The 13,124-nt window shown below is 34.5% G+C and carries 8 protein-coding genes; 5 read left to right on the top strand and 3 right to left on the bottom strand.

Annotated elements, in window-relative coordinates; all coding sequences use genetic code 11:
• Positions 1–11 precede the first annotated feature (11 nt).
• From LZQ00_RS05830 to LZQ00_RS05820, 3 genes are read right to left on the bottom strand one after another with little or no spacing between them, the layout of a single operon-like run.
• Positions 12–1,379 (bottom strand): RagB/SusD family nutrient uptake outer membrane protein, encoded by a 1,368-nt coding sequence (locus LZQ00_RS05830; protein ID WP_234513015.1) that lies wholly within the window; start codon positions 1,377–1,379, stop codon positions 12–14.
• 10 nt (positions 1,380–1,389) lie between these two features.
• Positions 1,390–4,641: a SusC/RagA family TonB-linked outer membrane protein gene (locus LZQ00_RS05825; RefSeq protein WP_234513005.1), complete on the bottom strand. Its 3,252-nt coding sequence runs from the start codon at positions 4,639–4,641 to the stop codon at positions 1,390–1,392.
• A gap of 11 nt (positions 4,642–4,652) precedes the next feature.
• Positions 4,653–6,299: a TlpA family protein disulfide reductase gene (locus LZQ00_RS05820; RefSeq protein WP_234513003.1), complete on the bottom strand. Its 1,647-nt coding sequence runs from the start codon at positions 6,297–6,299 to the stop codon at positions 4,653–4,655.
• A 980-nt stretch (positions 6,300–7,279) separates the two neighbouring features.
• On the opposite strand from LZQ00_RS05820, the gene LZQ00_RS05815 reads away from it, so the two are divergent.
• The 5 genes from LZQ00_RS05815 to LZQ00_RS05795 all read left to right on the top strand — a co-directional run bounded on the left by LZQ00_RS05815 (position 7,280) and on the right by LZQ00_RS05795 (position 13,112).
• Positions 7,280–7,675: a helix-turn-helix domain-containing protein gene (locus LZQ00_RS05815; protein ID WP_234512985.1), complete on the top strand. Its 396-nt coding sequence runs from the start codon at positions 7,280–7,282 to the stop codon at positions 7,673–7,675.
• A gap of 718 nt (positions 7,676–8,393) precedes the next feature.
• Complete coding sequence (gene cas6 / locus LZQ00_RS05810; RefSeq protein WP_234512983.1) at positions 8,394–9,053, top strand: CRISPR-associated endoribonuclease Cas6; 660 nt, start codon at positions 8,394–8,396, stop codon at positions 9,051–9,053.
• A 7-nt stretch (positions 9,054–9,060) separates the two neighbouring features.
• Positions 9,061–9,648, top strand: coding sequence for a hypothetical protein (locus LZQ00_RS05805; RefSeq protein ID WP_234512981.1), 588 nt, complete (start codon positions 9,061–9,063; stop codon positions 9,646–9,648).
• Positions 9,649–11,799 carry a CRISPR-associated helicase Cas3' gene (gene cas3, locus LZQ00_RS05800; RefSeq protein ID WP_234512979.1) on the top strand — a complete coding sequence of 717 codons (2,151 nt, stop codon included), beginning with the start codon at positions 9,649–9,651 and terminating at the stop codon, positions 11,797–11,799.
• A complete protein-coding gene (locus tag LZQ00_RS05795; protein WP_234512977.1) occupies positions 11,796–13,112 on the top strand; it encodes a hypothetical protein in 1,317 nt (438 codons plus the stop codon). The genes cas3 and LZQ00_RS05795 overlap by 4 nt, the downstream gene beginning before the upstream one ends.
• Positions 13,113–13,124: the final 12 nt, after the last annotated feature.

The raw sequence follows: 13,124 nt of genomic DNA, 5'->3' as shown, positions 1-13,124 counted from the left end.
TCCCTCTCTTTTTATCTTGGATTTTGATCTATCTTCGACATATTGACCACGTAGTCAGGAATTGGCATCACATATTTAGCATCATGAGGAGTCAGCTTATAAGTTACTCCTTCAATAATACGCTGCAATGTAATAGGATGTTCTCCAGATTTGTTTAATCTTTTCAAATCTTCCCAACGCGAAGCGCGCATAACCAATTCTCGTCTTTTCTCTTTCCAAATCAAATTCAGTAATATATTCTTATCTACTGTCGTCTCATGTTGATAATGATTTTGTGCAAATCTGTTCACGCGCAATTTATTGTATAGTTCAAGAGCTAGATTCAATTTATTTATCCTTACCGCTGATTCCATTGCGATCAGGTAAATTTCATTCATAGAAATGCCTGTAAATAATAACGAACTTCCGACATAACTTCCCTTAAACGTCACTTGTCCCGTCGTATTATTTTTAAAATAGACCGTTCGACGAAGATCATGATTATCATACAGAGATAAAAGGTCGGTATCCACACATAACCGAGTCTGTGCAAACGAAGCAACAGTTGGCAACCAGGCATTAAAAACTATTTCTGTATTCCCTACCCCATACGAAGGAAATGGAAATGATTTATTCCGATCCAATGTATTGAAGTCAATTAACTTATAATTCCCTTCCATGGTTAACTGCGCATATTTAAAAGCAGTTTCATAGTCCTGCAGATAGAGATATATTTTTGCCAATAACCCAAAAGCACTATACTTGGTTGGTCGTTCGATATGGTAAGTACTATTATCAAACAGTTGAACAGCATTTTTTAGGTCATCGATAATAAAAGTGAACGTTTCCGAGGATGTACTTCTTGTTACAGGAATATTAATATCTGATGCCTTACGTAGCGGTATTCCTTTTCCTGCTCCATCTATACTTCCTGTATAATCGCCAAACAACATCATGAGGTTATAGTGGTTCCAAGCCCTATGAAATAACGCTCTTGCTTTTACATTTTTCCAGAGCTGCTCTTCATCTTTAGATGGCGCTATTTTAGCCAAACCTTCTAATGCCGTGTTGGCGTAAAATATACGTTCATAGCCATTGTCCCAATCGCGTGATTGTTCGCCTTCAAACACATCCGCTTTCCATATATAGGCATTACGTTGAGTAGAAGAGCTCAAAAACTTCCATGTGTCCGATAATAAATAATAATCATCAATGGACATAATAGCCAACTCTTGCGATGTTTTTTCATTCAAGATGCTGACTCTATCCATCAATGCTTGATAATCAGTTATGGAGGAAAGAACAACCAAATTCTTCGCAGGTTTTACATCTAGAAAATCTGCTGCACATCCACAGCAGAAAAAACTGATGGTTGTAAAAATTATAAATATCTTTTTCATACTATTTCGATTAAAATTGTGTCCGTAATCCTACCGTAAATTGCTTAGGAGGCATATAATAGTTCAAATGGTACTCGGGATCAATACCCAATTTATTCTTACGCCAGATCATACCCAGATTTTCAGCTACTGCAATTATTTCTATTTTAATGGATTTTTTAGCCAAGGGTAATCTATAGTTCAGGTTGATACTTTGCAGTCGGATATGATCCCCATCTTCAATTAAGATTTCCGAATTCGAATAGTAATTTTCCCGATTGCTGTCCAACACGGTAGGGACAGAAGGCACATTCGTGGTCAACTCATCTCCTTTCTTTTGCCAACGGTTATGATAATCAGTATGCATATTCCATTTCTCCATTAATTCCTGATAATTAACCGAACTGCGTCTAAATTGATAGGCACCTTTCCACGTGAACAAAAAGCTCAGCGAAATATTGTTATATACCCATTCATTTCGAAAGGAGCCATTCCATAGCGGAAAACTATTACCCACTTGTAACAGTTTTTCGTAATCAAAACTAGAAACATGGGAACCATAGGTCGTGCCGAGTTGTGTACCATCTGAGACCAATGGACTCCCCGTTTCAGCATCTAGACCATACCAAGGAAATGCGTATAAGATATCCCTAGATTTCCCAGAAGTTGCTGGTACGATATATTGAAAATAGTCTAAAATCGTAGTAGGTTTTATATCATAATCGATGACCTTATTCCAATTTTTACTTATTTTTAGATCAGCGTTCAGGAACAAAGTACCTAGCTTCACCTGTCGCCAATAGAGGTTTATATCGATTCCCCGACTTTGAAACTGTCCATAATTGATCATCTCCTTTACTCCGCCCACAGCAGGATTAATCCCTGTCGTAGGATCTGCATTTTTATAACCCAAAAGGTCATAACAATCTTTCTCAAAAATATCGATGCTTCCACCCAACGTATTCCTGTGTACTGCCCAGTCAAGTCCTAGATTCCAGGTACGCACACGTTCCCATTTCAGCTGTGGATTTCCGGCAGTTTTCAAAAGTGCCTCTTGCAGTCTTGTCATACTTCCTATGGTAAAGGCTGCCGTTGGAAAAGCGGATGCATTCTTATTGATATTACCATTTTCACCTACAGTAGCACGCAGTTTCAATTCAGTAAAGGGCAGTGATTGCGCAAAGCTTTCTCGATGGATCAACCAAGAAGTGCCAATAGACCACAACGGTACACCTTTTTGATTGGTCTTTACACCAAACAAATTGGAAGCATCCCAACGTAAACTACCTGTAAGCAAATACCGTTGTTTCCAATTCAAAGAACCCAAGCCGTAATACGATATAAACCGATCTGTCAATTCAAAAACTTGACTACCTGAGACCGGAATACGTGCACTTCCTTCTGGACGAACAGGGAAATAGGTTGTATAATCCAGTGCCGTAAGCCCGATGAAGGTATCGTCATTAAAATTGTAAAGGATTTGGTTCGGCTCTATAGTTGCTTTGTTTTCACTCAGTTCAGCACCGATCAGTGTTGTCAAAACCAAATCATTGACAAGTGTTTTATGATAATCCATCTGGAACCGTCCCGTGTGTTTTACAGTCTGATCTGTTTGTGCATGGCGTATGTTACCATCTGGAACAATAAATGCTCCATTTAACTGCATGTATCTATTGATCAGATTTCGAGCGTAATAACTATTTTTATCATAGTAATTTTGCTTTGCTCCATTGCTCAGATTATAATTATATTGGAGTGAAAGTGTCAGACCGTCTATAGGTTTATATTTCAAACTTGATAAAAATCGAAGCGCATTGTTTGTATTCGTCTGATCTCTTAGTTCCAACTCCTGCAATGGGTTAAACAGCCAATCACGTCCAGTGGTTTGCATAAAATCATGGATATAAAAAGGACTAAAAGCAATAGGCATCGTCTGGTATGAACCATCTGTATTGATCAATGAGGCATACGGATAGATCATCAATTTATCAGCGGGCACTATCCCTGATTGATCATACATCGAAACCGCATTTGTGCGCTCCTTACGGATGATATAATCGGTTGTAATCTGTGCTGAAAGCTTTGGTGTAAACTGAAAGGAATGATCTGCCCGAAACGAATAACGGACATCTTCATTTCCTTTTAACGCAAAACGGGAATGGTCATACCCAAATGACAAGAAATAACCATGCGATTTACCCCCACCACTTAGCGAAAGATTCGCTATTTTAGCTATCGAATTTTGATATAGATATTGCGATGCATCTTTTCTGATATCCGTGGATGCCAGTAGTCTAGTTTGTCTGTCTAAGATTTCATCATCAATCAAACCTTTCTGATGCTGAAACAAAAGATAGACATAAGGAGAAAGTAGCGTCGTATTATTTTCTTTAAAATAGCTTTTTTGGAATAGTTCTTTTTCCAGTTCCATAAAGTCAGGAGAAGAAATGAACCTGTTCCCGTTAAATACATCAGGTTTACCCCCTATACGATTGCTATAGGAAAACTGTATGGATCGTGCCGTCTCATTCTTAGCCGTTTTCAGTTGGATCACAATAACACCATTACCCGATTTTGCCCCCCAAATGGCTGCAGATGCTGCGTCTTTTAAAAATACCAAAGACTCGACATCGTTTGGATTGATATCTGCAATATCACCATCAAATGGAAAGTTATTGACAATGATCAAAGGTTGTGCATTACTCATAATAGTACTCACTCCTCTTAACCGAAGATTCAGCTGTTCATTCGAGGATTCCTTCGTTATAGCTGTTCTTCGATCAAAGGACAACGCACCAGTCAAGCCTTCTAATCGGCTCAATAGATTACTTGAAAGAGATTGATTCAATTGTTTTCTATCTACTAATTCATACGAACCCGTCGCTCTTTCTTTTGGAATTGAGTAATAACCTGTGTTGTAAACCTGAACTTCTTCCAATGCATTTTCTCTAGGATCTAGCTGTATCGCTAAAAACTTTTTATACGAATCAAAATGAACTTCTTTAATATGATATTGGAGATGTTGCAGCACAAGAGTTCCCGTGTCTCGCTGACTTTTGAATTCAAAATTTCCGTTATCATCTGTTTGTACGATCAGTGTATTATTTTTCAATTTAATGGAGGCGTTCATGACAGCAGTACCATCCAAAGAAGACCGAACCTGTCCTCGAAAGACAGTCTTTTCTTGGCTGTAGGATACCGAAAAAGTAGACAATTGCAGGAGAACTGCAAAGAAAATAATCCAAGTATTTTCTTTACTTAAAAAATAATATAAATATATCATAATCAATATCATTAATTACTATTATTTGAACTATTACTATAAACAGAAGGATACCTTGTTTCTACAGGCAATTCATCTATTTTACCCGAACGCAAGAGGTTGATAAATGCATAGGAACTTTGGCTAGCTTTTGTCACGCCAAAGAGACGCCCGTCTTTTATCCAAACATTGGGTCCAACCAAGGCTTGTCCTAAAAAATACTGTGCAAAAAAATAGCCTGCAGGACCTATCACTTGTGTATTTTTCCATTTCCTATCCTTGGCATATTTCAAAGCCCAAAAATCAAAGTCAATATTAACGGGAAGTACCGCGATATCCGCTTTGACAGCGTCGTGAATTTCTTCCCAATGATCAACTGATTTTAAACAAGGACTACACCATCGTGCCCAAAAGTCAAGAACAATAAATTTTTTAAAGGACAGTTCTCGGAGTGTTAACATTTCTCTACCCAGAGAGTCATTGACGACCCAAATAGGTATGTTGAGGATTGAATCAGGTATTTGATTGCCTACAGAAATGCTTTTGATCTTTCCTTCTTTTATCTTGTACCATTTGACTGGGAATTGCTTAAAATCGATTGTTGGATGCTCTATTTTAACCTTATCGGTCAAAGCTTGATCAAACTTAAAATCAATGTAATTGTCCAATTGAAAAGTTAACCCATTCACCCCGCTGTCCTTGCGGGGCTCCTGAGCTGACAAACGAATGATAGGACATACAGCAAGGCAGGTAAAAAGCAGGATGCTATAGTTCAACGTCTTAAAAAAACGGATGATTGGATGCAAAGCAATAGTTCTCAAAGTACCACCATCCTTCATACCTCTCACCCTCTCAATGAAGACATTTTTAAAGCCTCTACACAGACGATCGTACTCAAAGTAGGCAGATAGCCGTCTCAAAAAGTTTGACCACTTAGATAAGCGCTTTGCAGACCCTCCATTTTTTAGCAAGAGTTTAAGTATCTCCTCTCTGTTCAATGGAGTAATTCTTGGGCACTCATACGGTAGCAATTGAGTAGTTTTATCCTCTTTTCTAGGTGTTACTCTAGTATTCCTGTGGTAGCTGAAGCATACACTTTTGCAGTTACTCAAATTGCGAATTTTTCCGAAAAATTGCTGAAAAACGATAAACAGAATAGATACCATATTCGGACTCTCTTCGCACTTTCTTCTAACCAACTTCGGAGTTTCTTTACAACTGGACCGCTGTTTTATCGCTGTTGCACCGCTGTTTTCCCGAGCCAACTGTGGTAAAAGGGTGGTGCAAGAGCTGTGTAAAAGCGTTGGGCGCTCGAAGTTAGTCCGAGGAAGGTTAGAAGTTGGTGTAAAGCAAGTCCAAGAAAAGTACCTTGAAAGACGCTCTGCCCTAGTAATTCTACCGATTCCGTGAAATTTGTTACGCTCCGCTTCGATAATTGTTAAGCTCGTCTTCGACGCTGCTTCGTCTTTTGTTCCAGACTGGACCGGGCGTACTTCAACTTCACGTTGATACATCTTCGACTGATCTTCAGGAACGCGTCGAACAGCCACAAGGCAGTCTCGAAGTATTTCAACAGATTTTTCTTGTTTTTTAGCATCTGGATTGCTTTTAGTTTTCGCTTGGCAGAAAAGTTCCTGAAAAAAGGCATGTACTCTCCCACCCTTAATAAAATTGTTCATTTTTTAAGGTTTTAAAGAAGCGACCGAAGGAGCAATAATCATCCTTACAGATATCCTAACAAGGTATCCTAAAGGGGTCTACAGCAAGCCTTAGATCACTCGGTCAATAAAATAAATTCATTCAATCAGATGCCGTTTTAGTGTTAGGGTCACAGGTTATCTATATGGTTTTCGTCACGGACATCAGCGATAAATACTAAAAACCGACTTGTCTTATCGCGATGCAATAAGCTTAATTTTACAACTGTTTTTTGATAGTATCATTATATTTGCTAGTTTTATGTGTCAAGATAGCATTAGCAGTCGGGTATAACACGGATATACGAGAGTATAACTGGAGTATAGCTCAGGTATAAAGGGGGTATATCAAAAAACGGGGGAATTGTAAAAATTAATACAAGCCGGCAAAACCGCATCAACGTTTAGTCATAAATAGAGTATGTAGCTAGATTAATACTGATCTATAACCGTCCTTTTAATTTGGTTTTAGTGTTTTTATCATCATCAGCTTGGTGCGCGGATGTGGTTGCTTGTTAAGTTTAAATGGATAAAATCAACACTTCGATCATTGATCAAATTTGTTGATGTATTTCTGATTGTTTGTATTGTCTTCATAATTTTTAATTGGTTTTATGAAAACGATGACAACTTAACTGTGAGGAAGGCTTCTTAGATAGAATCAAAGGAGCGGACTTCAAAGCTTCGCACATGGTACCGTCAAGAACCGCGTTAACCGAAGGTTAACTGCCACGAAGACTGAAATGAAGTCCGCTCCACTGAATTATGTTGCAATAATACAAAAATTCAATGAAAAGCGAACTCCGAATCATCTTACGAGGCGAATTTGACGGTTTCTGTTCGTAAGTGACATCGTTTAGATCTGGAGATATTCTCCTACTCTATTTGTCGCTAAATAATAAACAAATATAATAAATCAATTTAATACTACCAAATATTTGGTAGAATAATTTTATATACACATGGAAATTTTTGAATCGAAGTCTATTTATAGGATTGAATACGAATTGATTAAAAAAGTAAAAGAACTCCGCTTAGAAAACGGTTGGTCGCAAACGGTACTAAGTGATAAAATGGGCTTTGCTGAAACTTTTGTAGGTAAATGCGAATCCATAGAGCAACCTGAAAAATACAATTTGAGACACCTTGTTATACTCAGCGCTGTTTTTAATGTAAAAGGTCTCAATGATTTCTTTCCGAATGGTTTACCTGAAGATGAATTGATTAAAATTCGCTATAAAAAAGTTCCTAAATTAAAAGCAGATGGTACTGCTTCTAAATTATCTGACTCCGAAATCGTAGAAATCGTCGTGGCAGAGGAAGAAACTAAGAGCAAAAGTAATAAAGGGAAGAGTTAGGGAAGGTTGATAAGACAGCATCACTATTATTGGATATATATCAATTTAGAAAAAAAGAATTCTAGCTAATTAAGATAATAACTCTCATACCCTGCTAATGAGGGTTTTTAGCTTTAAATTTTTAGTAATTACAAGACTGTTAAGAATAAGTATCATAATAAACCGTTTTTTTTTGAAATTGGAGACATATCCGATATTTGTCAGACTGCTAAGACAGAAGAACATCACTATCCCAGGTATGAAGTGATTGATCCTTTATAAAATTGAATTATTCCAAGACATTGATAATAGTCCAATATAAAAAAGATTATCAGAAACTTTAGTTAACACGACCTAATCAACATTCCATTGTTCCCTTCAAAGATTGCTAAAGTATAATAGCATAATTTTTATAAAAAAATATTATTTAGCTATTCAAATAACCTTTTATGGTTTTCCGTAAAACATAACTTTGTTAGAAAACTATCTTTGAAAAATAATTTTTAAAATCAAAAAAATCAATTATTTTTCAGTAAATTGTTAATCATTAAAGGCCAATATTAACCGCAAAAAATAAAATTTGAAATATTACTACTTTAAGGTGGTAAATAATAAAAATACAATAAGTACCATTTAATGTTTTACATGAAAAGGATATTATATATAAATGGATTCTAATTTTTTTATTTGTTGTAGGCTAATTATACTTTCATAAAAAATAAATTTCAACAATAAATATATGAGATTATATTTAAAACTTTCAGGATCAAAAGATCCAATCCCTTTCAACTATCAACATTTATTAACGAGTTCAATTAATAATTGGTTAGGAAAAGATAATACCGAACACGGAAAGACAAGTATTTATTCTTTCTCGTGGCTTCAGAACACAACCACTTCAAAATCAGGAATCCATACTAAAAATGGATCATATTTTTTTATAAGCTCCTATAGTACGGAATTAATAAAAAAAATGCTTAGTGGCATTTTAAAATCACCAACTCTTTTTTATGGAATCTCTATTATTGATGTTCAAATCGTTGAAACACCTCAATTCAATTCATCTGAAAGATTCTTGTTAAGTAGCCCTATTCTACTTAGAAAAAAAGAAAATGGCACATCAAAGCATGTGACATACGAAGATTGGGACTTTGATCAATTACTAACTGAAAATATTAAAAATAAATTAAAACATGCTGATTTAAGTTCTGAAGGTATCAGAGTTTTCTTTGACAAAAATTATACTTCTCCAAAAACGAAACTAATTAATTATAAGGGAGTAAATAACAAAACTACCCTTGCACCTATAATTATCGAAGGATCACCTGAACAAATAGCTTTCACTTGGTTGGTAGGATTAGGTGAATCTACAGGAATTGGCTTTGGAGCATTAAAATAATATTAAAATGGAAAAATATTTTGTTGTAAAATATACAGGTCAATTTGGTTTTATCAAACCTTGGACTGCAGTAAGAGATAGTGAAACATTTTCACAACAATTCCTAACGCCAAGTATTGTAGAAGGAATTGAAAAAAAAATATTTCCAGAATTATTGAACGAAGTTGGTATAAAAAAAATTATGAGACATAGGTTATCCTATTCTCAAATAAGTCAACAACAAGAAGTTATTCAAACAAGAGGTTGGAATTCCACCAAAAGAGGAAAGCAAATACTTTTTGAAAGACCAAAAGCTATTTTAGTAAGGGGTATTTTATTAGAACCAGTTCTACACTTGGTATTCTCTTCATTAATAGACGCTGAAATTGCTTCAAAGCAGCACATCTGTCTTTGCAGAAATGAAGATATATTGATGCCAACAAGAGTCACTCAGCTTTCACAGCATGAATTCGATGAGGATGATGGTTCTTTCAATGGTTATGAACTTATTTTTGAAAAAAATGAAAGTGCATTTCAAGTTGGATTCCATCGTTTAACAAAAGAACCTATGTATGGATGGCTTAAAATAGTAGGTACACCTGTAAATTCAATATAGATGCAATTAGAACTATACGCTAAATCTGCTCCCGAATGGACGCTTTTATCAACACATCTAAAGCAGGTAAGTATGGCAGCTACAACATTTGCTAAATATCTTGGAATGGATAAAAGTATTGCATTAAATGGTGCCATATTGCATGATATAGGTAAAGCACATCCTTTCTTTCAAGAAAGATTAAAAGGAACAGCAAATAAACGTGATATCTTCAGACACGAAATTGTATCATTATTCTTTTTGTCAGTTTTTCCAAAAGAACAGTGGGATGCTATAATTGAAATGGTCGTTGGACATCACAAGTCAGTAATGAATGATAGAAATGAAATGGGTTTATTGGATTTGGAAGAAGCCTATGAATATCAGGAATTCCATTTAGGAAAATGGGAAGAATGGAGTGCACATGCATTTAAAATTATTAATGAACTAGGTATAAGTTGTCAAAAAATTTCAAAAGAAGAAGCTTTAAATAACTTACAATATTGTATAGATTACTGTGATACTGAATCTAAAAGAAAAGGTTATTCTAACTGGCGAGGTTTATTAATGGGTGCGGATCATTTTGCTTCTTCTTTAATAAATGAAACAGAACATCAGTTAAATCGTATATTCAAAAAACCAAATTTAAATTTTTATAATCGACAACATCCTTTATATCCATTATCATATAAAAATGCTCATTCAAATAAAAAACACACTATAGTTATAGCTTGTACAGGAGCTGGTAAGACCGATTATCTATTTAGGCGTTGTAGAGGAAGAGTTTTTTATACCCTTCCGTTTCAGGCTTCTATTAACGCCATGTATAAACGTGTAGGTAGAGATTTAGAGGAAGAAAATCCAAATATTGATATACGTGTTTTACATTCTACTTCTATAATCGTTAAACGAAAAGAAGAAGAAGAAGAAGTTGCGCTTCAAAGTTTAATCGGTTCAGCAATTAAAATACTTACTCCGCATCAACTAGCAACAATTGCTTTAGGAATGAAAGGTTATGAAGCAATGATTCTAGATTTAAAAGGTTGCGACATTATTCTCGATGAAATACACACTTATTCAGGTGTATCTCAAGCTTTAGTACTGAAACTTATTGAAGTGTTAAAAGCAATTAATTGCCATATACATATTGGCACAGCTACTATGCCAACCATCTTATATAATAAAGTTAAAGAACTTCTAGGTGAAGATGTACTAGAAGTAAAATTGGAAAATGAAGAATTAGACAAGTTTAATAGACACATTGTTCATAAGTTGGAATCGTTTGAAATAGCAAAAAATATCATCTCTGAAGGTGTTAACAATGCACAAAAAATTTTGGTGGTAATGAATACCATAAAAGATTCCCAGGAGGTATTCAAATATATTAATGATAATTATCCTCATATACCTTCAATGTTATTACATAGCAAATTCAAAAGAGGAGACCGAAATATAAAAGAAAGGCAACTACTAGGATTAGATGACAATGGAGCTCCAATTAATGAATTTAATACGAGTAAAGAAGCATGTATTGTAGTTTCTACACAAATTGTAGAAGTGAGTCTGGATATAAGCTTTGATATAATGATTACAGCTACTGCCCCATTGGATGCAATGATTCAGCGGTTTGGAAGAGTTAACCGAAAAAGAAATATAGAAACTATTGGTAAGCTAAAAAACGTATATGTTATAGCCCCATCTGAAACAAGCAAAGAAGCCAAACCTTATGACTTAACAATATTACAAAAATCATTTGATGTATTGGATGATGGAAAAGTTTTAGAAGAAAGAAAATTACAGCCTAAAATAGACCAAGTATTTACTGAAATTAATTTTCTCCAAATTGAAGAACATAGTGTCTTTAAATCAAATGGAAACTTTATGATAAATAAACTCACACACAGAAGTAAAGCTATTCTGTTTGAATTATTGGACATCGATAGTGTAAGTTGTATCATAGAGTCTGATGTAGAATTGTATGAAAATGAAAATTTTGAGGTAAGATTAAATTTGGAAATTCCAGTTGCATATTGGTCTGTTGCGAACATGAATCAGTCAAAAAAAGGGAACAAACCTTTCATTATTCCAGATGTAGCTTATGACTTTGATCTAGGTCTAAATATAAGTAAAATCAAACAAGAAAATTTTAATGTTCTAAACCAATTCTTATGATTACAACATTGATAGGAAAAACATTTTTAAATGCATATAACGAAAAATACAATCGAAATTATTCTGCCAAAGAATTTTTTGAAAACGAATATTTTGAGTTGTTTTTCAATCATCAGAAATATATGCAATGGATAACAAATTCACCTTTTGTCCAAATGAAGGCGGGTCAAAAACCAGAAAAGTTATCTGCAGAAGATCGCGAGGAGAAATTACAGAATCTATTTTCCAAGGTGAAATCGGAAATTCCAGATGCCAGTTTTGCAATAGGTTATCCTGCATCCGAAAGTAAAGAGTTTGCAAGTACTTCTGGTTTAGTATCAGATATTAAAATTACAATCGAGAAAGAAGATATTTATTATTCTTGGATAGGTTCGGGTTTAGGAATCGGTGTAGCGGGTGGATATAGTTTGCTCATAAATGATGCTAAAGTTTTATTAACTACCTATGACGGATGGAAATTTTATAGAAAATATCTGAGTGAACCAACATTAAACAAGTTGAGGGGTAATCAAGTAAATTCCTGGAATGGACAATGGCTTACTTATAAGTTAGGTAAAAAATTTGATGAAAGCTTTAGCTTCTCTACATTAGAAATGGAAGGCATATTTAAGATTGATAATTCACTTATTGAAGTAAATACAGTTAGTTGGTCAAATTTATTTTTCAGCCTCTCGAATCTTTATCCTGAAAAAGTTTTGAATTCTTATATCTATAGTTTCGGACAAACGAATAAAACTGTTGGTTTTATCCCTATTTACTTAAAAGCTGGAAAAAGATTAATTGATGTTTTTAAGAAACTTTTTTATACTGACTTGCCATTTAACAATAAAAATTTTCAAACATTATTTGGTATGCATATCAAAAGAGCATGTGAATTAGGAAATATAGGATTACATGCACTTCAACCAGATAATATTAAAAAATATATCAGGGACGATAGAAACATCTCTTTCAAAAATGAAGAAGACAATTTAATTTATCAATCATATAAAACTTGGTTAATAGCTATGTTATCAAAAAACAAAGAAGAAATCACAGATTATACCATAGATCTAGCAAAGCTAATTCAGAGGTATAGAGCTGGTGCTACTGGCACTAATAGAATGAACCTTATAAAAAACGACCTGCTTGGCTCTAAATCTAAAAAAGGATTTATTGATGCATTAACAGAAATGGTTAACGGAGTAGATAGTATAGATTTAGAAACTTTAAAACATTTAAAGGATGAAGTGCACTTAATGACAAATGAGGAGTTTGGTTATTTTAATACATTATTAAAGTTCGATTACGCATTCGTGGAAAAACAATCCTAAAAAATTAAAACA

Origin of the sequence: Sphingobacterium sp. SRCM116780, assembly GCF_021442025.1 — a bacterium.
Lineage (GTDB): Bacteria > Bacteroidota > Bacteroidia > Sphingobacteriales > Sphingobacteriaceae > Sphingobacterium.
This window is presented reverse-complemented; position numbering and strand designations above follow the sequence as displayed.